The organism is Micromonospora sp. NPDC050695, from assembly GCF_040654415.1.
Taxonomy (GTDB): Bacteria; Actinomycetota; Actinomycetes; order Mycobacteriales; family Micromonosporaceae; genus Micromonospora.
In genome coordinates this window covers 1-22,143 of the sequence record NZ_JBFAHZ010000062.1, presented here as the reverse complement: position 1 = coordinate 22,143, position 22,143 = coordinate 1, and the positions used below count along the sequence as shown (strand labels likewise).

General features: G+C 70.8%; 14 protein-coding genes. 10 read left to right on the top strand and 4 right to left on the bottom strand.

Annotated elements, in window-relative coordinates:
* Positions 1-844 precede the first annotated feature (844 nt).
* The 5 genes from AB0H52_RS28135 to AB0H52_RS28115 all read left to right on the top strand — a co-directional run bounded on the left by AB0H52_RS28135 (position 845) and on the right by AB0H52_RS28115 (position 8,941).
* The gene (locus AB0H52_RS28135; RefSeq protein ID WP_357951246.1) at positions 845-3,973 is read left to right on the top strand and encodes an AMP-binding protein; all 3,129 of its coding nucleotides are present in this window, start codon (positions 845-847) and stop codon (positions 3,971-3,973) included.
* 24 nt (positions 3,974-3,997) lie between these two features.
* Positions 3,998-4,246 (top strand): phosphopantetheine-binding protein, encoded by a 249-nt coding sequence (locus tag AB0H52_RS28130; RefSeq protein ID WP_357951244.1) that lies wholly within the window; start codon positions 3,998-4,000, stop codon positions 4,244-4,246.
* Between the two features lie 295 nt (positions 4,247-4,541).
* On the top strand, positions 4,542-5,342 hold the full coding sequence (locus AB0H52_RS28125) for a hypothetical protein (protein WP_357951242.1): 801 nt from the start codon (positions 4,542-4,544) through the stop codon (positions 5,340-5,342).
* Complete coding sequence (locus AB0H52_RS28120; protein WP_357951240.1) at positions 5,327-7,087, top strand: non-ribosomal peptide synthetase; 1,761 nt, start codon at positions 5,327-5,329, stop codon at positions 7,085-7,087. The genes AB0H52_RS28125 and AB0H52_RS28120 overlap by 16 nt, the downstream gene beginning before the upstream one ends.
* Before the next feature lie 792 nt (positions 7,088-7,879).
* Positions 7,880-8,941, top strand: a complete 1,062-nt coding sequence (locus tag AB0H52_RS28115; RefSeq protein WP_357951238.1) for a hypothetical protein — start codon at positions 7,880-7,882, stop codon at positions 8,939-8,941.
* A 331-nt stretch (positions 8,942-9,272) separates the two neighbouring features.
* Here AB0H52_RS28115 and AB0H52_RS28110 read toward each other — a convergent pair whose 3' ends face one another.
* Complete coding sequence (locus tag AB0H52_RS28110; protein WP_357951236.1) at positions 9,273-10,559, bottom strand: Bcr/CflA family efflux MFS transporter; 1,287 nt, start codon at positions 10,557-10,559, stop codon at positions 9,273-9,275.
* Positions 10,560-10,762: 203 nt separating this feature from the next.
* On the opposite strand from AB0H52_RS28110, the gene AB0H52_RS28105 reads away from it, so the two are divergent.
* Positions 10,763-11,017, top strand: coding sequence for a hypothetical protein (locus AB0H52_RS28105; RefSeq protein WP_151489349.1), 255 nt, complete (start codon positions 10,763-10,765; stop codon positions 11,015-11,017).
* Positions 11,018-11,053: 36 nt separating this feature from the next.
* Positions 11,054-11,629 carry a MarR family winged helix-turn-helix transcriptional regulator gene (locus AB0H52_RS28100; protein ID WP_151489350.1) on the top strand — a complete coding sequence of 192 codons (576 nt, stop codon included), beginning with the start codon at positions 11,054-11,056 and terminating at the stop codon, positions 11,627-11,629.
* Between the two features lie 39 nt (positions 11,630-11,668).
* Here the strand turns inward: AB0H52_RS28100 and AB0H52_RS28095 are convergent, their stop codons facing one another.
* Positions 11,669-12,832 carry an acyl-CoA dehydrogenase family protein gene (locus AB0H52_RS28095; protein WP_151489351.1) on the bottom strand — a complete coding sequence of 388 codons (1,164 nt, stop codon included), beginning with the start codon at positions 12,830-12,832 and terminating at the stop codon, positions 11,669-11,671.
* Positions 12,833-13,082: 250 nt separating this feature from the next.
* On the opposite strand from AB0H52_RS28095, the gene AB0H52_RS28090 reads away from it, so the two are divergent.
* Together AB0H52_RS28090 and AB0H52_RS28085 are read left to right on the top strand one after the other, a co-directional pair.
* Positions 13,083-14,510 carry a UDP-glucose/GDP-mannose dehydrogenase family protein gene (locus AB0H52_RS28090; RefSeq protein ID WP_151489352.1) on the top strand — a complete coding sequence of 476 codons (1,428 nt, stop codon included), beginning with the start codon at positions 13,083-13,085 and terminating at the stop codon, positions 14,508-14,510.
* Positions 14,511-14,660: 150 nt separating this feature from the next.
* Positions 14,661-19,547 (top strand): permease, encoded by a 4,887-nt coding sequence (locus tag AB0H52_RS28085; protein ID WP_357951231.1) that lies wholly within the window; start codon positions 14,661-14,663, stop codon positions 19,545-19,547.
* A gap of 101 nt (positions 19,548-19,648) precedes the next feature.
* Here AB0H52_RS28085 and purE read toward each other — a convergent pair whose 3' ends face one another.
* Positions 19,649-20,140, bottom strand: a complete 492-nt coding sequence (purE, locus tag AB0H52_RS28080; protein WP_151490845.1) for a 5-(carboxyamino)imidazole ribonucleotide mutase — start codon at positions 20,138-20,140, stop codon at positions 19,649-19,651.
* Positions 20,141-20,171: 31 nt separating this feature from the next.
* A complete protein-coding gene (locus tag AB0H52_RS28075) occupies positions 20,172-21,347 on the bottom strand; it encodes a 5-(carboxyamino)imidazole ribonucleotide synthase (protein WP_151490844.1) in 1,176 nt (391 codons plus the stop codon).
* A 234-nt stretch (positions 21,348-21,581) separates the two neighbouring features.
* On the opposite strand from AB0H52_RS28075, the gene AB0H52_RS28070 reads away from it, so the two are divergent.
* Entirely contained in the window at positions 21,582-22,052 is a 471-nt protein-coding gene (locus AB0H52_RS28070) for a hypothetical protein (protein ID WP_192580336.1), read from the top strand.
* The last annotated feature ends 91 nt before the right edge of the window (positions 22,053-22,143 follow it).

Genomic DNA, 22,143 nt, shown 5'->3' with positions numbered 1-22,143 from the left:
GCCCGATAGATCTCAAAGTCGTCTGGGATACTAAACACAGCCTCCCATAGCCGTCAATCGGCGACCTAGGCGCTGGCGATGCGGTCGGAGCCGCGCTGCCGTGCGCGGCACGCCGGCGGAACGCGCCGGTCGCGGAGGGCTTCGGGATCTCGCGGGAGGCCTGCGCAAGTGGCACGCCGGTTCGCTGCCGACCGGTGTGCGGGGCTGGCGGACAAGTGGGGCTCGGGGCCCGCGGAATGCAGCTGAGCAGGTCGAGGGACGGGGCACCACAACGCTGGGGCAGAAGCCTTCGTCGGAGTTTCGCACTGGTCGACCCGGTCACCGGCCACCGCGGTCGGGATGTCGTCATCGTGGCGCGCTGAGGCTGACCAGGCTCGCCCGAGGGCGAGCGGCTCGTGTCCCGCCGGCGGAGTGGGAGCCGGAGGCTGTGGCCGGTCACTGCCATATGTCAGGGGCGACGCAGGGGCGACCCCGCTTAGACTCAGGGAGTCCGTCGATAAGTTAGTAATGCATGTCGCACCTATTGCCGCACGTCGGAGCAGTACGCCATTAGTTTCGCAAAGGGCCAACGATCCCGACCTCCTAATAAATTGTCCGCCCGAGCGAGTCGCCGGCAGCTACTCCGTCGTGCTTACAGCGACGACCGGACGAGCTCGGCTACCACTGGATATGCGGGAGACGAAAAGGAGCCGCGGCCCTGGTGGCTTTGCTTAGGCTGCGGCCGCATTCGTCCCCCGGCGGCACAAGGGAAGCATCATTGCTCCAGACATATAGCCAACCCGTTCGCATTTACTGCTTCAGTGCACGAACTGTCTCCACTTTGACGAAGGAAGCTGGCTGAGTCATGAGCGCCGCATCCATCCATATGGTTCTGCACGACCTTGCTCAGGCGGATCATGCGCGTGCTGCGTTGATCCACGGCGGTGAGGTCGTCAGTCGGGGTCAGCTCGATGCCTGGTCCGACGCTGTCGCCGACTGGCTGGCAGCGGAGGGGGTTCGAGCTGGCAGCATCGTGCCCCTTCAGCTGGAGACATCACCGGCACTGATTGCCACAGCCCTCGGTGTGCTGAAGCTCGGCGCCGCTTACGCGGTCATGGATCTGGAGTGGAACGCGCGACGCCTGCGGCGGATCGACGAGATTCTCGGCGGCGCCCTCGCGGTCGCCGCGCCGGGCCGATCCAGCGGCTGCTTCGAACGTGAGGTCGAGTTGCCCGACTTCGACCCGCCCGCTGGGGACTCTGCCGAGCGCGCCTGGAAGTCGATCCCCGTTTCGGGCACCGACATCGCAACGGTCTTCTTCACCTCGGGCAGCACCGGCGAGCCGAAGGCGGTGCTCTCGACGCACGTCGCGACCCTGCGGATGTTCACCGGGGAGGGCATCGCATCCATCGACAGCGAGACCGTGCTGGCGCACCTGGGCTCCTCGAACTGGGACGCGTTTCCGTTTGAGGTCTGGGGCCCACTCCTGCGCGGCGGCGCCTCCTTGCTCCGGAAGCATCGGGCACTCACGCCCGACGAGCTACGTCACGAGATCTCGCACAACGGCCTCAACACCCTCTTCGTCACCTCTTCGCTGTTCAACGTTCTGGTCGACGAGGACGTGTCCGCATTCGAAGGCCTACGCGTGGCCATGGCCGGCGGCGAAGCCCTCTCCCCCGCGCACGTTGCGCGCTTCCTGGCCGCCCATCCGGACATTCCCTTCATCAACGGGTACGGCCCCGCCGAGTCGACGTGCATCGCTCTGATGCACCGAGTGACAGTCGACGACACCCACGACGCCATCCCCCTCGGTTATCCGATACCCCGCACCGGCGTACACGTGCTGGACGGCGAACGCGAGTGCGGCCCAGACGAGATCGGCGAGCTGTGCATCTCGGGCGACGGAGTGTCTCCTGGATACCTCGGTGACGAGGCGTTGACCGCGACCAAGTTCACCGAGGTGCTCATCGGTGGCCGACGTCTGCGGGTGTACCGCACCGGGGACTACGGCAGCAGGACCACCGATGGCTTGTTCACGTTCGAGGGGCGCCGCGATCGCGAGCTGAAGATCCGTGGACACCGGATCGACGCGCACCAGATCGAGCGGACGGCAGCCACTTTCGATGGAGTCGCGCAATGCGCCGTGGTCCCGCTGCTCGGCCTCTCCGGCCGACCGGAGTCACTCGCCCTCGCCGTGGTCTCGGCCCGCGACCACTTCGACGAGGAGAGCCTGCGGACTGCGCTGGTGGCCGACCTGCCTCCGGGGTGGGCTCCGGAGGCCGTCGTCCGACTGGCGGCGTTGCCGCTGACCAGCAACGCGAAGCTCGACACGGTCGCGCTGCAATCCGCCATCGCAGGGCTGACCTCAGCTCGCGCACAGGCCAACTCCAGCGATCCGATCGAGTCTGCGTTCAGCCGGGTTCTCGGTGGCGCACTGGTGGATCCCGACGCCTCGCTGTTCGACCTGGGCGGCACATCGCTGGGCGCGGTTCGCCTGTGCACGGCCCTGAGCAGGGTGACCGGTCTCAGCATTCCCGTGTCGGTTGTGCGCGGCCACCCCTCGGTCAACGAGATGCGCGACTGGATCGCCAAGCAGTCCGGGGCGACGCCGGGCGGGGCGAACGGGACCGACGCAGCGGACAGTGCGGACCGGGCGGACGCAACCGCGCCGTCACCGCTGACCGGGATGCAATCCGGATTTCTCCTGCCGCACCTCGACGGCAACGACACGCACAATCACCTCTACTTGGCCTGGCGCATCGCGGGCGCGCTCGACACCGACCATCTCGTGAAGGCGCTGCACGACGTCCACCACCGCCACCTGTACCTCCAGGGCCGTTACGACTTCGAGGACCTGGCTACGTGGAATCGTTCCGGCCGCCCGGTCTCGGTCGAGCACATGGAGGCCCCGGACGAGGAGACGGCCCTACCGCAGGTGAAGGCACTACTCGACAAGACGTTCTCCCTGTTCGAGGGAGAAGTCTGGCGTGCGGTGCTCTGCAAGCTCGAGGAGCCCGAGGGGTGGATCTTCGGGATGTCCGTTCACCACATCGCGTTCGACGGGTGGTCTAAGCGGATCTTCGTGGATGATCTGGCTGAGGCGTACCGCGCGCGTGGTGAGGGGCGGGAGCCACGGTTCGCGCATCCGGTGGCCGCACCATCTGAGATATACGCGGAGATGGAGCGGATCCGGGACTCGGCGGATCTCGCGGCGCAACGGGAGCACTGGGCGGAGGAACTGGCTGAGCTTCCGGTCGGCCCGGCACCGTGGGTCACGCCCGCAGAGTGCGCGGAAGCCGGCGTGACGAAGATTGACGTGCCTCTGCTGCCCGAGCAGACGGACTTCCTGAGTAGGCACTCCATCGGCGGTGGCCTTCTCCCACTCTTCATCGCCGCGCTTGGCGGAGCGCTGTCCGAGGTCACCGGTGCCGAGGACGTCATGATCGGTATCCCGGTGAACCAACGTTCCACCCCGGTTCTGCAGGACACCATCGCCTGCCTGATCGACATGATCGGTGTCAGACTGCGGAAAACCACAGCTGACGATGCCGCAGCCCGCGCCGAGAGCGCAGTTCTCGCTGCCCTGCGCAACAGCAACCTGTCCATCGCCGAGGTGGCCCGGGCCGCCGGGCTGGCAGGGCAGCAGTTGTACCACGTCATCGGCGCGGTGCAGGACTCGCCCAGCGCTGAGCTCCAGCTCGACGGCTGCGCGGTGCACGGGATCGAGCTGCCGTACATCCGCCTCCAGGCTCCACTGCTCGTCGAACTGCTCGCGGACGACGGCATCGCGTCGACGGTGCGGGTCACCTACGAGACCGCGCTGGTGACCGAGACCACGGCCCGGAGCGTCAGTGCGCGTCTGGTCTCCCGGCTTACGCAGGAGAGTGGCAGCCGAAGCGGAAGCGGATGGCCGGGTGGCACGCGAATGCCCGATGTCCGCACCCGCCCCGACGCTGTCGCATCAGCAAGCGGGCATCGAATACCTCCTCGGTAATGACAGTCAAAGGAGCTGCCAAGTATGAAGACCGAATACCAGCATGTCTCGGACCGCACCGCCGCACTCACGGAGATCTGGCGCGAGGTCCTTGGGAGGGAAGACGTCGACGAGAGCTCGGACCTCGTCGAGAACGGCAGCACGTCCCTACAGCTGCTTCAGATCGTCGGCAAGATCTACGACGTCCTCGGTGTCGACGTCCGGCTGCGCGACCTCTTCACGCACGCCTCGCCGCAGACGCTGTCGGCATTCATCGACAGCTCCCAGGCTTAGCTTGGTGTTCCACCTCGGGTGTCACTCGACCTGCTCATCCTCGGTCCTTCCCCGGAACTGCCAAGACGGCCGCTCTCCGCGCGTGGAGATGTCGAGTAACGACGTCCGAGCAAATCGGCCGCCGTGCATGAATCTCCCAGTCACCGGGTGCGTCGGCGCGGCGGTTCCACAGTGATGATCAGGTGAATGTGCTGGTGACGGACGCATCGAAGCTCCGATCGACGGGGTGACCTCGACAAGTGAAGCTCCCGCCTGAGCCTGGACAGCGGGCACCAGCAGCGAAAGGAACTCCCCCATGCCCCAGAGCGAACCCCCTGTGGTTCTCGCGCTCGACTATCCCGGATACCGCAAAGAGGCCCGGATCGACGAACTGGCCCTGGAGCGGCACGGGGTGCGAGTCCACGACCTGCTGCCCTCCCCCCTGCCAAGGGCGGTGAGTGGCGCGGCGTACGCGGCCCGCCTGTTGGCGAACGTGCCGGCCGGGACGGGCCCGATCGCGGCGGTCGCCGCCTACTGTGCCTCCGCGCCGCTTGCCTTCGAGGTGGCCGCCGCCCTGGGTGGAGAGCCACCGGTGATCATGCTGTTCGACCCCCAGGTCGCGTCGCTGGAATCAATCAGGGCGGAATACCGCGCGCGGCTCGCTGAACTCGGCGTCCAGCTGAACGAACAGGAGGTGAGCGAGCGCGTCGACGCCGACACACTGGCCGCGGACCCGGAGCGCTTCGTCGCCGACCTCACCGACGAACTGGCCCGCCATGCCTTTGCGGCGCTGCGGGCGGCAGGCGCCACCGAGTCGGAGATCGCGGCAAGCGCCACGCAGATGGTCAGTGCGTACACGGACTGGTTCAGCCACCTGGTAGCGGCCCACCACGCCCGTACTCCGACCTGGGAGGGACATGTGCTGCGCGTTGACTCCGCGGACGCCGACCCGGCGGGTTACGCCTGCACTGCCGGGCACCAGCGCGCTCTGCGCCTGAGCTGCGACCGGTTTGGACTGCTCAGGGCCGATGAGACGCGTGTCGCGGTCCTCGAGGCGCTGGGCCGTCCGCTTGAGTCTGGCACGAGGGAGAGGCTAGAGCGTTGCCCAGCCGAGTAGTTGAGTCGATCGCCTCCCAGGCACAACGCCGCCCTCTGGCGGCCGCGATGGTCGCACCCGACGGCAGGCTCGACTATGCCGAACTCGACCGAAGGTCAGCCGACTTGGCCGGTCGCCTGAGGCGACACGGGGTACGCCCCGGCGATGTCGTGCTTGTCCAGGCTTGCCGCGGCATCGCACTCGGCGTAGCTGTCCTTGCAGTACTCCGGGCCGGCGGCGCCTTCTGCGTGGTGGATCCGGATTATCCGGCGGACCGCATCCAGCACATGTGGCAGCGTTGCGGTGCCCGGTTCGCGTTGGTCGAGCCGGGTCTGCGGCTCCCGGACGAGTCGGACGGGCCCATCGTGCTGCCGCTCCGGGAGGACCCCGCTGCCAGCACTGCGCACGATGCCCCGGCACCTGGCCGAACGGAGCCGGGCGGCGAGGATCCCGCTTACGTGGTGTTCACGTCCGGGTCCACCGGAGGGCCCAAGGCGGTTTCCCTGCCGCACCGCTGTCTGGACAATCTGATCGAGTGGACGCTGGCCAGTACGTCCCCCGAGCCACTGCGCACGCTGATGTTCGCCCCGCTCGGCTTCGACATATTCGTCCAGGAGGTGTTCACAGCCTGGTGCAGTGGCGGCTGCCTGTACACACCGTCCGACGCCGAACGCGTTGACCTGCAGCATGTGTGGGAGCTGTGCCGTGCGTGGGAGATCGAGCGGATCTTCCTGCCGCCCGTGGCGCTGCGTCGACTCGCGGAGCTGACCGTCGAGTTCGGCATAGTTCCTGGCGCGTTGCGCGAAGTGGCAGTCGCGGGAGAGGCGCTGCAGATCACGCCTGCCGTCCGGGAACTGTTCCGACGGCTGCCCGCGGCGCGTCTGCACAACCACTACGGCCCGGTGGAGACCCACGTCGCCCTCGCCCACACGCTCACCGGCCCGTCGTACTCCTGGCCCGACCTTCCCCCCATCGGGCGGCCGCTGCCCGGCATGACGGCCCATGTCATCCCGCAGGAGGAGGGCAGCGAGTTGTGGTTGGCAGGGGTCGGCCTCGCCCGCGAGTATGTGGGTGATCCACAGCTGACGGACGCGCGGTTCCGCAGCGTACAGATCGAGGGACGGACCGTACGGGCGTACCGCACCGGTGACCTCGTGCGCGAGCGGCCCGACGGAGCCCTGGATTATCTGGGCCGGTCCGACGACCAGCTTAAGATCCGCGGATACCGGGTCGAGCCCGGTGACATCGAGGCAGCGCTGCTCCGCCACCCCGCGGTCCGGGAATGCGCCGTCGTGGCCTGGACGCCGCCCGACAGCGAGGAACGCAGGCTCGTTGCTCATGTAGTGCCTGAGCCGGGCTGCTCATTGGCGACCAGCGAACTACGCGCACATGCGGCGCAGTTGCTGCCGGACTACATGGTTCCCCACCACGTGGTCCACGCGTCCGAACTGCCGCTCTCCCCGCACGGAAAGATCGATCGCCGACGCCTGCCGGCCCCCGGCGACGCTCGTGAATACACCGGGTCACTCCCGGACCCCGGCGATCTGCAGTCGGCCGTCGCCGGCATCTTGTCGACGGTGCTCGGCGTTACCGACATACCACCCGACCGGCACTTCATGGACCTGGGCGGCACCTCGCTCTCCGCCGCGCTGGTTGTCACCCGCATCCATCAGCGCTTCCACGTCCAGGTGTCCGTGCAGGAGTTCCTGTCCGAGCCTACGGTGGAGTCGGTCACCGCACTGATCAGCGGACGAAGTGCCGCATGACTCCTCCGACCCCACACGACGGAGCGCGAACGCGCCGCCTGACTCCGCTCCTTCCACGACGCCCGCCAGGACACCCGCACGCTCGTGTGCTCTCCCCACCCAGGCGGCACCGTCCACACAGAACCGGCGAAGCGGCCAGCAGCCGTGCGGCCAGCAGCCGTGGGATCTCGTCCGCGAGCAGCGCGACGCTCTCGACGGCGCTCGGCACGGCAGTCCTGTCGCCCCGGGTACTGCACCGGCAGGATTCGGACCTTGGCGGCGAGCGCCAGCGGAGAGCGGGCAGTACTGGCCCGCACAGCCTGGCGGAACAGACCCGGCGGTGACGGACACCCGAGACGACGAACTCACCCGCGGCGGCGCGCCTGGCCCCAGCACACCACGGCGTCATTCCAAATCCGGGATTTCGCCGCCGGCCCTGCTATTTGGACGGCTTTTCCGCCACTGATCGTGAAGGCGATATGCACCGGGGTCGCCCGGACGGCTCGATCGCCGACACAGACCGGAATGGGCATATGAAGCTGCTGCCGGCCTCCGCCCTGCTCCTGTTGTCTGTCAGGACGTCAGAGGCACCTGCGTCAGTAATCTGAACCAGATTCTCCATGCGGTCGGCAGGGGCCGTTGTCGCGGCCGAAAGGGACACATATGGCGGACAGGCTCCCGTTGCTGAGCACGCAACTCGGCTTCGCGCTGACGGCGGAACGCACCGGTCAGCGAGTCGCTATAAACAAACTCCTTCGTATGCCGCCCGCAGTCCTGTCAGCCGTCGACCTGAATCGGGTTCTACACTCGATCATGCTCAGGAATCCCACGCTGTCCTGTCGCATAGGGTTTTCCCGTGGCAAGGCGTATCAGGAGCGGTATTCCACCACGTATGACTTCGCCGAATTGCGGGCCGAGGACGAAGCGGGCGTCGTGCGACTATCCAGGACGGTGGTCGATGAATTCGAAGCCTCTCTGGACGGTGTCGCGATGGCGGCACGCCTCGTACGATCACGCGACGCCGACTATCTGCTGCTGGTTTTCGACCACGCACTTGTCGACGGCCAGTCGCAGCTCATGATGATCCAACAGTTGGCTGCCCCGGGGTCTCCCGATGACGCGCAGTGGGAGCGCTTCGAGGCCGCTGTGCGGGACAGGGCCGAGTCCGAGAGCGCGGCGGCAGGCGGGCGCGGAACCGCCTTCTGGGCGGACCGCCTGAAGAACTTCCACGGAGAGCTCCCCCAGGGGGCGGCGCAGATGCCCTCTGAAATCATCGCCGGTCTCCCGGGCGTCGCCATCCCGAGTGCCGTCCGTGGCTCCCACTTCCCGTACGTCCTCTTCTCGCTCCACCGCGCTCTGCGCGACGTCACGGGGGGCGACGCAACCGTCATCGCTTACCCATGGGGACGGCGGAACGAGGCGTTCTCCGACGTCACCGGATGTTTCCTGAACACTGTCATCTCGATCGACCTGACCGGACCACGCAGCCCGCTCGAGGCGATGGACGACTTCCTCGACGACTGGTGTCTGGAGATCGACCACGCGGATGTGCCGTTCGGTTCGCTCGCACGGCTCGGATCCGACCTCCCCGGCTCGGTCTCGGGGACGCTCGTCTACGCGGGGATGTTCGTCTATGAGGCCGCGACGGAGGGCAGCGTGAACGTCGCGGGGGTCGAGGCTGTCGAGGTCTCGCCGCGGTTTGGCCACAACCAGCCAATGTCGCCGTTCACGGCCGCCGCGACGGTCCGCGAACACGAGATCGGGCTTGAACTCACGGTGGACGAGGGGACCGGCTACGGGGTCCAGGACCTCGGTACCCGCTGGCGCCATCGGCTCAACGAAGTGTTCTCGCGCTTTCCCGCTCGGCAGTCCTGACGACCTGATCCGAGGAGCAGCAGCCGGGCGAGGCGGGTGAGGGGCAACGCGTGGCGGATTCCGCTGCCGGTGATCTGGGAGCTGCGGCTGTGAGGGCTGCCCTGGATGAGCCCGTGGGCGCGGAATCCGCGTCGGTCGTCGCTGATCCCGCTGGACATGTCGCCCGCTGAACGTCCGAGGAGCGGCGCGAGGTGTTCGCGCGCAGAGTGCCGCTGCCGCGCCGGGTGGGCGGCAAGTCGCCGTGGTCCGCGCCGCCGCGTGGTCAGCCGTACCCCGAGGACACCACCGAGATCAACTGATCGTCGGGCGGGCCGGGACACCGGCCCGTCCCCTAGTGCAGGGCGACAGCGAGGTCCTTCTCGATCGTGCCGAGGGTGGCGCGGGGCACGACCAGCACCATGACCGCCAGCGCCGCGGCCATGCCGCCCGCGACGACCACCGCCATCGGTACGCTCCCCGTGCCGAACAGGCCGGCGAGGGGCGCCGAGAGCGCGCCGGTGCCGAACTGCACGGCCCCGAGCAGCGCCGCGGCCGTCCCGGCGGCCTCACTGTGCCGGCTCATGGCCAGCGCCGGAGCGTTCGGCAGGGCCAGGCCGGCGGCGGCCAGGACGAGCCACAGTGACGCGAGCAGGGTGCCCAGGCCACCGAGGCCGGTGACGGCGAACAGGACCAGCAGCAGCCCGGCGGCCGTTCCGGCGATCAGGGCGCTGATGAGGATCTGCTGCGGCGTGTAGCGGCGCAACAGCCGGACGTTGAACTGGGTGGCCGCGATGAGGCCGACGGCGCCGGCCCCGAAGGCCAGACCGAACTGCTGCTCGTCGAGGCCGTACTGGTCCTGCAGGACGAACGACGACCCGGACACGTAGGCGAACAGGGACGCCATGGCCAGTCCGGCGACCAGCACCAGACCGACGAAGGCCCGGTCGTTGAGCAGCCCCCGGTAGTCGCGCATGGTCGCCGCCACCCCGCCGTGTCGGCGTCGCGCCACCGCAAGGGTCTCCGGCAGTCGCAGCGCGGCGACGACGATCAGCAGGGCGCCCAGCACCGCCAGTGCCGCGAAGACGCCGCGCCACTCGGTCCACCGCAGTAGGGCGCTGCCCAGCGTCGGCGCGAGGATCGGCGCCAACCCCATCACCAGCATCAGGCGGGAGAAGATCCGCGCGAAGGATGCGCCGCTGAACAGGTCGCGCACGACGGCCGTGGCGACCACGGTGGCGGCCGCGACGCCGAGACCCTGCAGGACGCGCAGCACGCCGAGCACGGCGATGTTGGGCGCGAAGACGCACAGCACGGAGGCCACGATGTGTGCGGCCAGGCCTGCGAGCAGCGGCAGACGCCGCCCGACCACGTCGGACAGCGGCCCGATCAGCAACTGGCCGAGCGCGAGACCGAGCAGCGTGCCCGTCAACGTCAGCTGCACGGCCGTCTCGGTGGTCTGCAGGCCGGTCGTGATGGCGGGCAGTGCCGGCAGGTACATGTCGATGGTCAGTGGGCCGATCGCGATCAGCGCGCCGAGCACGAGGACGAGCTGGACCCGTTGACGGCCGGTCATCAGGTCACCGGCCAGAACCTCGGCGTCGACGGTGTCGGACGGGGTCGTGTCCACCTGCTGCGTCATCAATCTCGGTCTCTCTGCGGGATGGTGGCGCGCCGTCAACGAGAGCGTGACGAGGCAGGGCTGCGACGAACGTGATTCTTCTGCTGACCAACGCGGCAGAGGCGGATGTGTATCCCCGGTGTGTGGGGAGTCACTACCGCTCAGAGGCATCGACAAACCCCCAAGACACCCCATGCGTCGGCTGCCACCTGCCCGCGGGCGTGATGACCGTCGCGATCACGGTGAAGTGGCGCAACGGTCTCTGGGTGCAGCACAACGGTTACGAGTACGCCCTGGTCCTGCTGATCCTGCCGGCGGCGCTGGCGCTCACCGGCCCCGGCCGCTGGTCCGTCGACGAGGTCTGGGGGCTGTTTCCCTGGGCCTGGTGGTGGACGGCCGCGGCTGTCGGGCTGGGCGTGGCCAGCGGGTTGGCGACCCGCGTGCTGCTCGCGCCGCCTAGCCTCGGTCCTGGACGATGAGGAACATCGGCGATTCGCACGGGAGTTGAGACTGCCATGGAGAAAGAGGCGAGCAGCCTGCGGAGCGCAGTCGCGTTCCCGGCCGACCGTGGCGACGCCGGACGCAGCGTTCAGGGCACCGGGCACGACCTCCTGGACGAGTGGATGCTGGTGGCGGAGGGCTTCAACGCCACGCACGAGGCCATCGTGAGCGAGGTTGCCGACCTCTTCGACCTGGGTGAGGGCCCCGCCGACGTGCTGCTGCGCCTGCTCATGGCCGACCAGCACCGGATGCCGATGCCCCGCCTGGCCCATGACGCGGGCATGTCCAGTGGCGGGTTCACCAAGCTCGCCGACCGTCTCTGCACGGCCGGGCTGGCCGGACGCGTGGCGTGCGAGGCCGACCGGCGGGTGACCTACCTCGAACTGACCGACAAGGGCGAGGAGACCGCCGAGTCGATCGCCCGGGTCGCGACCCAGTCTCTGCGCGAACGGGTGCTCAGCGCCATCGGGCCGGAGGGCTTCGGCGTGCTCACCGACACCATGCGCAGGCTGCGCGATGCCAACGACGACCAGGGAAAGGCTCGACGGACCACGAGCCGACGTACGCCCGAGGCACCGCCGGCCCGCTGATCGCCGGGCACGCCCCCGGCCGGCCGCGCCGAGTCCCGGTCAGCCCTTCAGGAGTTGCCGCGCCATGACGATCCGCTGCACCTGGTTGGTGCCCTCGTAGATCTGAGTGATCTTGGCGTCCCGCATCATCCGCTCGACCGGGTAGTCACGGGTGTAGCCGTAGCCGCCGAGCAGCTGCACCGCGTCGGTGGTGATCTCCATGGCGGCGTCGGACGCGAAGCACTTGGCCGCCGCGCCAAAGTAGGTCAGGTCGGCGTCACCGCGCTCGGACTTGCCGGCCGCCGCGTAGGTGAGCTGCCGGGCCGCCTCCAGCTTCATGCCCATGTCGGCGAGCATGAACTGGATGCCCTGAAACTCGGCGACTGCCTTGCCGAACTGCCGGCGCTCGGCCACGTACCCCTTGGCGTAGTCGAGCGCGCCCTGCGCGATCCCGACGGCCTGCGCGGCGATGGTGATCCGGGTGTGGTCCAGGGTCTTCATGGCGGTGGCGAAGCCGGTGCCCTCCGCGCCGATGATCCGGTCGGCCGGGATCCGCACGTTGTCCAGGTAGACCTCGCGGGTGGGCGAACCCTTGATGCCGAGCTTCTTCTCCGGGGCGCCGAAGCTCACCCCGGGGTCGGACTTCTCGACCACGAAGGCCGAGATGCCCCGGGACCGGGCGGCCGGGTCGGTGACGGCGAAGACGGTGTAGAACTCCGACACGCCGGCGTTGGTGATCCAGCGCTTCACCCCGTTGAGCACCCAGTGATCCCCGTCACGTACGGCCCGGGTGGTCATCGACGCGGCGTCGCTGCCCGCCTCCGGTTCGGAGAGGCAGTACGAGAACATGGCGTCGCCGGCCGCGACCGGCGTCAGGTAGCGGCGCTTGAGCTCCTCGGAACCGGACAACAGCAGCGGCATCGTGCCGAGCTTGTTCACCGCCGGGATCAGCGAGGAGGACGCACAGGCGCGAGCCACCTCCTCGATCACGATGGCGGTGGCCAGCGCGTCCGCGCCCGCGCCGCCGTACTCCTCGGGGATGTGCGGTGCGTGGAAGTCGGCCGCCCGCAGTGCGTCGTACGAAGCCTTGGGGAACTCTCCGGTCTCGTCGGCCTCGGCGGCGTGCGGGGCCACCTTCGCCGTGCAGACCTCACGGACCGCCTCCCGGATCGCCTCATGCTCCTCGGGCAACCGGTAGACGTCGAACGACTCGCCTGCGGCCATGTCGGCCCCTCCCCTTCACCGCTATCATGCGCAGTCTGTGATATCTCCCGACCGCCGACCGCGCAGACTGAAGACTAGCGACTGCAGTTCAGGTGATGTTACCGGCGCGTAGGCATGGGCATGACGGAGCACCCGCGCGGCTGGGCGATGATGGAAGACAGACAGTGAGCCACCCCTCCGGTGCCCGCCCAGGCGCCGCAGCAGAATGCGACGCGACGACGCGCCGCCAGTGCGAGCGGAGAAGACAGGCGTGACGATCCCCTACCCCACCATCCAGCCGACCCCCGCCATCGCCGCGGTGACGCCGCCCTCGGGCGCACCTCGGCCGCGGGTGACGTTCCTGGGGACCGGATACCTCGGTGCGACGTACGCCATCTGTTACGCCGAGCTGGGCTACGAGGTGCTCGGGTTCGACGTCGACGCCGACAAGATCGCGATGCTGAACGCCGGTCAGGTGCCGATCCACGAGCCCGGCCTGGACGAGCTGCTCAAGCGCAACCTCGCCGCCGGTCGGCTGCGGTTCTCGACCGACATCGCGGAAACCGCCGATTTCGGTGACGTGCACTTCATCTGCGTCGGCACCCCGCAGCGGGCCGACGGGATGGGCGCCGACCTGTCGTACGTCGAGGCGTCGGTCACCAGCCTCGCGCAGCACCTGACCCGCAAGGCGCTGATCGTCGGCAAGTCCACCGTGCCGGTGGGCACCGCCGAGTGGGTGGAGCAGCTGGTCGGCAAGCACACCCCCGGCGACCTGGGCGTCGAGGTGGCCTGGAGCCCGGAGTTCCTCCAGGAGGGCTTCGCCGTCGACGACGTGCTGCGCCCCAACCGGATCGTGGTCGGCGTGAAGAGCGAGTGGGCCAACGGCATGCTCTACGCCGCGCACAAGGGCGTCTTCGACCTGGCCGCCACCGAGGACCGCGAGGTGCCCCTGGTGGTCACCGACTTCGCGACCGCCGAGCTGGTCAAGGTCGCCGCGAACGCCTTCCTCGCCACCAAGATCTCCTTCATCAACGCGATGGCCGAGGTCTGCGAGGCCTCCGGCGGCGACGTCACCCAGCTGGCCCGGGCCATCGGATACGACCCGCGCATCGGCAACCGGTTCCTCCAGGCCGGCCTCGGCTTCGGCGGCGCCTGCCTGCCCAAGGACATCCGCGCCTTCCAGGCTCGGGCCCAGGAGTTGGGCGCCGGCGAGGCGCTGCGGTTCCTGCACGAGGTCGACCTGATCAACCTGCGCCGCCGGACCCGGGTCCTCCAGCTCGCCGCGGACCTGCTCGGCCGCCGCTCCGGGCCGGCCGGTCCGGACTTCTCCGGCACCCGGATCGCCGTGCTCGGCGCCACCTTCAAGCCCAACACCGACGACGTCCGCGACGCCCCGGCGCTCGCCGTCGCCGCACTGCTGCAGAAGGCCGGCGCCGACGTGCACGTGTACGACCCGCAGGGCACCGAGAACGCCCGCCGCGCCGTACCCGAGCTGACCTACGAGACCGGCATCAACGAGGCCGTCGCCGACGCCGACCTGGTCTGCGTCCTCACCGAGTGGGCCGACTTCCGCAACGCCGACCCGGTCGCCCTGGGTGAGCTGGTCGCCGGACGCAAGGTCGTCGACGGCCGCAACTGCCTCGACTCGACACTGTGGACGCAGGCCGGCTGGGAGTACCGGGGCATGGGCCGTCCCTGACGGATCCGACGTTCACGGCCGGTCGCGGAGTCCCCTCCGCGGCCGGCCGTTGTCGTTGTTTGCCCCGGACCCGCCGACAAGTGTCGAAAAACGCGCCAGTATTGGGCATGCTGCGACAGTGGGAGTCCACAGTGCGGGCGGAGGGGTGTCGTGGCGACCTTTCAGTGCTCCTCGTGCGGTCGGGAGATCAAGCCGGCCGTGCGCTGTCCGCACTGCGGTGCCGATCAGCCGCAGTGGGTCGAGCACCTGGCGGACATCGAGCGCTCGATCGCGGAGATGAAGGCGCGCGACGCCGCCATCGCCCGGGAGCAACGGCAGATCGCCGCCAAGATGCAGGCCGCGCTCTTCCAGCGGGACATCCTCGCGCACGCCGGTGAGGAACGGATCAAGCAGGCGACCCGGCCCCGCCGGGTGCTGCGTCGCCGCCCCGGCCGACGCCCACCGACCGCCACCACCGGCGCCCCGCCGCGGGTGCCCCGCCAGGGCACACCGCCCGCCCCGGAGGACCCGCCGCCGCCCCCGCCCCGGCCGTCCTGGCTGGACGCCGACGACCCGGAGCATCCACCGGAGGCGTCGTCGCGGGAGGTGCAGAACATCCCGCTCGGGCTGGGCGCGTTGCTGCTCGGCGTGGCCGCGGTGGTCTTCGCGGCGGTGGCGACCAGCTCGATGGACGCGCTGGCCCGGCTCGGCATCCTGCTCCTCGCCACCGCGCTGATGCTGCTCGCCCCACCGGCACTGGCCCGGCGCGGCCTCACCTCGACCGCCGAGACGATCTCCGCGGTCGGCCTGCTGCTGGTGCCGTTGGCCGGGAACGCGCTCTGGGCGGTGGACCGGGTCGGCGTCACCGGCGCGGTCTTCGCCGGTGTGATCTTCGCGGTCACCGCGGCCGTCGCCTTCGGGTACGCGCGCTGGACGGGCCTGCGCGTACCCCGGTTCGCCACCGTGCTCGCCGCGCAGCCGGTGCTGCCCCTGCTGGCCTACGACCGGGTCACCGGGCCGGCCGGCTGGGCCCTGGTGCTGACCCTGGTGGCCCTCTTCGACCTGTGGCTGACCCGCTCCGGGGTGGCGGTCGAGCGGCCCGTCGGGCCGGACCTGCCGGATCCGGTCCCGCCGTCGACGCCCCGCCAACGCGGCAACGAGAGCCGCCCGGAGGGTGACCCGGAGGAAGCCGGCGAGGTCGTCGACGTCGACACCGGGTCCGCCGACCCCCGCCCGACCAGCCCGGTGCCGGGGCTGCGCGAGCTGATCTGGCTGCTGCACGCGGCGGCGATCGCGGTCGCCCTCGCGTACGCGGTCACCGCCCTGCTCCGGGCGCAGACCGTGCCGACGGCTGCCGGGGCCGGGGCGGCACTCCTGCTGGCCGCCGTGGTCGGCCTGGCCGGCGCGCTGGTGCTGCGGCGCCCGCCGCTGCCCGACGTCGCGGCCGGCATCCTCACCCTGGCGGTCATCGGCGCGCTCGGCCGGATCGTCTCGGTGGCACTGCCCGGCCGGTCGCTGCTGCTGATCGCGGCGGTCATCACGGTCACCGGGCTGGCCGTGCGCGCGGTCCCCGAGGCCGCCCGGCGCGGCCCACAGATCGCCTCGGCGGTGGCGCTCACCGTCAGCGGGCTGGTGGTCGCCGGAGGCGCGCTGCGCGCCGGGGTGGCGCCGGTCCGGGCGGCACTTCCCGCCTGGGCCGCCGACCTGGAGCGGTACCCGTCCGAGCTGGCCGCCGCGGTCGGCCCCACCACCTGGCAGCTCGCCGCCGCCGCGTTCCTGCTCACCATCGCCGCAGTGCTGGCCCTGCCACCGGAGATCCGCCGCGAGTTCGCGGTCGCCGGCGCTGCGCTGACCGCGCTCGCCGTACCGGCCTCGTTCGGTCTCGGTTGGACGGTCGCGCCTTGGCCGATGGTCGTCACCGCGATCGGCATCGGGGTGATCGGCCTCTCCGCGCGTACCGGCCGGGCCGCTTTGGCGCACGGCGTCGGTGCCGCCGTGGTGGGCCTGTTCGGGGCGGGCGCCAGCCTCGCACGGCCGACACTCACCGCCGCCGTCCTGCTCACCCTCTTCGTGGCCGGCGCACTGGTCGCGCTGGCCTCCCGTGTCCGACTCGCCTCCGAGGCCGCCGACACGGTCACCGCGTGGGCTGCCGGTGGTGCCGCCTTCGCGCTGCCCGGCGCGGTGGCCGCGTTCGTGGCCTCCACCATGCCGGTCGACCCCACCCCCACGCCGGCCAGCCTCCGCGAGGTGACCGTCCCGGTGCTCGCGGCGAGCTTCCTGGCCGTCTGCGTGACCCTCGGGTACGCCGCCGTCGTGCAGGTCTCCCAGCGGCGCATCCCCGCGCCACTGTCGGTCGGCACCGGGCTCGGCGCACTGGTCGTCACCGCCGCCGCCTTCGGCGCACCCGGCGCGACCGTCGCCGACGCGTGGGTGGGCGCGTTACTGCTGGTCGCCGCCGTGCTGCTCTTCCTCGCACCGTCGATCGACGCCGGCCGCCGATCCGACCTCACCCTGGACGGCTCCGACCTGGCCGCGGCGGCGGTGACCACCGCCCTGATCGCGACGCTGGTACGCATCGCGGCGGTACTCACCCCGGGCGGGCAGTTGGCGGTGGCCGCCGGCCTCGTCCTCGTGGTCGCCGTGGGCGCCCGCGCCATGCCCGAGGACTGGCGGCGCGGGCCGATCCTCGGCATCGCCGTCGGCGGCGTACTCATCGGTGTGCTCGCCGGATGGACGGCGCTGCGCGGCGGGGTGGGCGTGCTGGCGACCCCCGGCCCGATCTGGGATGGCGATCTGAGCGGCTGGCCGGCCGCGCCGACCGGCGGCGCCACCTGGCAGGCCCCGGTCGCGCTGGCGCTGCTGGCCGTCGCCGCCGGCATTCTGCTCCCGCCACCCTGGCGCTGGGACGTCTCCGGCGTGGCCGTGGTGCTCGCCACGATCGGCGCACCGGCCGCGTTCGACCTGCCCTGGTGGTCGCCGGTCCTGGTCGGCGGGATGGTCGCCACCGTCTTCGGGATGGCCTCGGTGGCCACCGAGGAGGCCCGGGCCGCGCTGTCCCGGGCCACCGTCGCCGGGGTCGTGGCGCTGCACGCGGCCGGCGCCGGCCTGGTCCGGCCGTGGACGACCGCGCTGGCGCTGGGCAGCATCGCGCTGATCGGCGTGGTGGTGGCCACGCTGGCCCGCGTCCTGGCCGGGCCGCAGGTGGCCGACATCGAGACCGAGGGGATGCCGCCGCACCTGGTGCAGATCGGCGGCGCGGCGACCGGTGCCGCGCTGCTGGCCCTCCCCGGCGCCGTGGCGGCGCTGTCCGCCGAGTTCCACCATTCCGCGCAGGTGGTGCTCACCGCCGCGCTGGCCGCCACCAGCCTCGGCCTGGCCGCCGTTGCCGCCGTCCGGCGACACGTACCGCAGTATCTGCCCTGGGTCAGCGTGGCCGTGGTCGGCGGTGCCACCATCAGCGCGCTCGCGGCGATCCCCACCGGTCTCGCCGCGGGCGTCTACGCGGCCGCCGCCGCCCTGCTCGGTGTACTCGCCGAGTTGATCCGGGCCGCGACCGTGCCGCCGACCGGCTCGGCCCAACCGGTCCGCCGGTGGACGGTGCTGTTCAACGGGGCACTGCGCCGGTTGCCCGACGACCCGGAGAACCGGCGGTGGCGGGTCAGCCCGTCCGCCGGCGCCCTGGCCGCCGCTGCCCTGCCGACCGTCCTGGCGCTCGTCTCGATCGCGCCCGCCCTGATCGCCGCCCTGGTCGAGCCGCACCGGACGTTGACCCGGATCTGGCAGGGGCCACCGCCGGAGCTGCGTACCCCACCGCCGGACGTGGTCGATCCCACCCACGTGCTGACCGCGCTGCTGCTCACCGCGACCGCGGCGCTGGCCGCCACCGGGTTCAGCGGCGGACGACGGTCCCGGGCCGTGCCGGTGGTGCTGCCCGGTGCGGCCGTCACCCTGCTGATCGCGCCCATCGCGCTGGGCAGTGGCTGGCCGGCCAGCACACTCGCCGCGCTCTCCGTCTTCACCATCGCGATGCTCGGCCTCGCGCTGACCCCGCCACCACCACTTGTCGAACCGGCCCGCTCCCTGCGGCTCGCCCGGGTGCTGGTGTTCGTCATCGGGTTGGCCGCCGGAGGCGCGGGCCTGGCCGGCAGCCTCGCCACCCGGGAACTCACCCTGTTCACCCTCGGCGGCGCTGTCGGCGTGGGCGTGGTGGCGGCGCTCTTCGGCACCACCCAGCGGGCCCGCATCCTCGGCTGGCTGTTCACCTCGCTGATGGCACAGCTCTTCGTCCTCACCGCCGGCCTCGTCGTCGGCCTGGCGGCGGTCTGGTCCGCGTTCGGGGTGCTCGCCGTCGGCGCCGCCCTGCAGGTGTTCGCCGCGACCCTGCCCCGCCTGCGCCGACCCGAGGCGCAGCGCGAAGCCTCCACCGTGCAGTGGAGCGGGTACGCGGCCGCGCTCATCGCGCTGGCTCTCGCCTTCGACTCGCCCCGGCACATCGCCGCCCTGCTGGCCGCGTGGGGCGCGGTCCTCGGGGTGGCGGCCACCCGGCCCGGCCGCCGGCCGGTGGAACGACGGATCCTGTTCTGGTCGGTGGTGGCGTGCGAGATCACCGCCTGGTGGATCCTGATGCGGGTCGCCGACGTGGCGCTGCCCGAGGCGTACACGCTGCCGTTCGCCGCCCTGGCCCTGCTGGTCGGCGTACTGGAGCTACGCCACCGTCCGGACCTGAGCAGTTGGGTGGCGTACGGGCCGGCGCTGGTCGCCGCATTCGTGCCGACGCTGGCGATCGTGCTGGCCACCGAGACCAGCACGCTGCGGCAAATGCTCCTGCTGCTCGGCGCGGTCGCCGTGCTGATCTTCGGTTCGTCGAGCCGTCAACAGGCGCCGGTGATCGTCGGTGCGTCGGTCACCGCGATCGCCGCCATCCACGCCCTGTTCAGTCTCGGCCCGTGGCTGGCGCTGATCCCGGTGGGCATCCTGCTGCTGGTGCTCGGCGCCAGCAACGAACGCCGCCGCCGAGCCCAGGAACGCCTACAAACCGCCCTCCGCGGCATGAGATAGAGCCGCAGCCCCCGGCGATCTTGCACTTTCTGTCGCGGCAAAAGGTGCGAATGCCGCGTAACGACGACCCAAAGTGCAGGATCGCGGGGGCGCGGCAGGGATCAGCGGAGCGTGGCCTGGAGGGCTGCTTCCTTCTGCGCCACCAGCTCTTCCAGGTCCTGCTGGTAGGTCGCCATCCGGGCACGCAGGCCCTCGTCGGTGGCGCCGAGGATCCGTACGGCCAGCAGGCCGGCGTTGCGGGCATTGCCGATCGACACCGTGGCCACCGGAACGCCGGCCGGCATCTGCACGATGGACAGCAGCGAGTCCATGCCGTCGAGGTGCTTCAGCGGCACCGGCACACCGATCACCGGCAGCGGGGTCACCGAGGCGACCATGCCCGGCAGGGCGGCGGCCCCGCCCGCACCGGCGATGATCACCTTCAGGCCCCGGTCCGCGGCGTCACGGCCGTACTCGATCATCGCCACCGGAGTCCGGTGCGCCGAGATCACCCGGACCTCGTACGACACTCCGAAGTCGTCCAGCACCTCGGCCGCCGCCCGCATGGTCGGCCAGTCCGAGTCGCTGCCCATGATCAGCCCGACCGTGCTCACGTCGACTCTCCTCGATTCGCGGCCGTGGGGGTCACTCGTGCCCCTCGCGCAGCCAGCGCACGGCCCGCGCCGCCCGCGCCCGTACGTCGTCCAGGTCGTCGCCGAGCACCGTGACGTGGCCGACCTTGCGGCCGGGGCGCACCTGCTTGCCGTAGAGGTGCACCTTCGCGCCCGGTTCGGCGGCGAAGAGGTGGTGCAGCCGCTCGTCGATCGACATTCCGCCCGGCTCGCCACCGAGCACGTTCGCCATCACGACCACCGGCGCGGTCAGCGCCGTGTCGCCCATCGGGTAGTCGAGCACCGCCCGCAGGTGCTGCTCGAACTGGGACGTCCGGGCGCCCTCGATGGTCCAGTGCCCGGAGTTGTGCGGGCGCATCGCCAGCTCGTTGACCACGATCGCCGGACGGCCGGCCGCGTCGCGCACCTCGAACAGCTCCACGGCGAGCAGGCCGACCACGCCGAGCGCGGTGGCCAGGTCGATCGCGAGCTGCTGGGCGGAGAGCGCCAGTTCCTCGTCCAGGCCGGGCGCCGGGGCGAGCACCTCGACGTTGATGCCGTCGCGCTGGACCGTCTCGACCACCGGGTACGCGGCCACCTGACCGAACGGCGAGCGGGCCACCTGCACGGCCAACTCGCGGCGCAGCGGCACCCGCTCCTCGACGATCAGCCGGGTGCCACCGGCGAGCAGCGTGCTCGCCAGCTCGGTGGCCTGGGCGGCGTCGTCGACCATCCAGACGCCCCGACCGTCGTAGCCGCCCCGGGCCGCCTTGAGCACCACCGGCCAGCCGACCTGCGTGCCGAAGTCGACCAGCTCGCCCGGCTCGCCGACGGGCCGCCACGCGGGGTTCGGTGCGCCCAGCTCGGTCAGGCGTTCCCGCATGACCTGCTTGTCCTGGGCGTGCAGCAGCGCGTCCGCCGGCGGGTACAGGGTCACGCCCTCCGCCGCGAGCGTGCGGATGTGCTCGTTGGGCACGTGCTCGTGGTCGAAGGTGACCACGTCGCAGCTTTTCGCGAAGGTGCGCAGCGCGGCGAGGTCGGTGTGATCGCCGTACTGGACGTCGGCGGCGACCAGCGCAGCGCCGTCGTCGGGGGCCGCCGCGAGCACGCGCAGTGACTGGCCGAGGGCGATCGCGGCCTGATGGGTCATCCGGGCCAACTGGCCGCCACCCACCATGCCGACAACGGGTAGACCGGTACGGGAATCCATAGCGCGGCCAGCCTATCCGGGCCTTCGACGTGGCCACCCCGGAGGGCCGGCGACCCATCCGGGCGATGCCGGAGCACCGCCCGGGTGGGCCCGCCGGTGACCACCGGGCGTATGTCGGGCTGCGCGGAGCGTGGTGCTGGTCGTGACTTACGGTCCGAACGTCCGGCCGCAACCCGGGTGCTCCGCCGGGCGTGTAACGGGCATCGACGATTCACGCTGGACCATGGGGGAACGATGAATCTGGCAGTCCTACGCGTCCTCGCGCCGCTGACCGTCCTGGCAGGGCTGACGGCCTGCACCACCGCGTCGCCCGATCCCGTGGCCGGCTCCGGTGCCACGTCGTCCGCACCGAGCGCCACGCCCTCCGGTGCGACGCCATCCAGCGGCGCGACGCCGACCCCCGGCGCGGCACCCGCCACGTCGCCCAGCACCGAGGCCGCCTGCCCGGTGAGCGCCGCGACCCTACAGACGGCATCGGGGCTGGGCAGCACCCACCGGATCGACCCGGAGCACATCACGTGCGCACGCCGGTGGGCGACGGCCGGAGTGATCGCTGTCGACCCGGGGCAGCAGGGCGACGGCGTGATCGTTTTCGAGTACGCCGCCGGCAGCTGGAAGAAGATCGGCGAGGGCAGCGCCCTCGAATGCAGCCCGTTCGGCATCCCGAACGAGATCGGCGACCAGATCGGCTGTCACGACGACTAGCCCTGCATTCCGCACGTGGCTGATTGTCAACACCACTCGAGTGGGTCGATGTCGAGGAGTTCGAGGAGATGGAGTTGTAGGGGTGTGGGTT

Bases quoted from the DNA above. Each gene is read 5' to 3' on its own strand.
- AB0H52_RS28135 (WP_357951246.1), top strand. From the start codon at position 845: ATGAGCGCCGCATCCATCCATATGGTTCTGCACGACCTTGCTCAGGCG.
- AB0H52_RS28130 (WP_357951244.1), top strand. From the start codon at position 3,998: ATGAAGACCGAATACCAGCATGTCTCGGACCGCACCGCCGCACTCACG.
- AB0H52_RS28125 (WP_357951242.1), top strand. From the start codon at position 4,542: ATGCCCCAGAGCGAACCCCCTGTGGTTCTCGCGCTCGACTATCCCGGA.
- AB0H52_RS28115 (WP_357951238.1), top strand. From the start codon at position 7,880: ATGCTCAGGAATCCCACGCTGTCCTGTCGCATAGGGTTTTCCCGTGGC.
- AB0H52_RS28110 (WP_357951236.1), bottom strand. From the start codon at position 10,559: ATGACGCAGCAGGTGGACACGACCCCGTCCGACACCGTCGACGCCGAG.
- AB0H52_RS28105 (WP_151489349.1), top strand. From the start codon at position 10,763: ATGACCGTCGCGATCACGGTGAAGTGGCGCAACGGTCTCTGGGTGCAG.
- AB0H52_RS28100 (WP_151489350.1), top strand. From the start codon at position 11,054: ATGGAGAAAGAGGCGAGCAGCCTGCGGAGCGCAGTCGCGTTCCCGGCC.
- AB0H52_RS28095 (WP_151489351.1), bottom strand. From the start codon at position 12,832: ATGGCCGCAGGCGAGTCGTTCGACGTCTACCGGTTGCCCGAGGAGCAT.
- AB0H52_RS28075 (WP_151490844.1), bottom strand. From the start codon at position 21,347: ATGGATTCCCGTACCGGTCTACCCGTTGTCGGCATGGTGGGTGGCGGC.
- AB0H52_RS28070 (WP_192580336.1), top strand. From the start codon at position 21,582: ATGAATCTGGCAGTCCTACGCGTCCTCGCGCCGCTGACCGTCCTGGCA.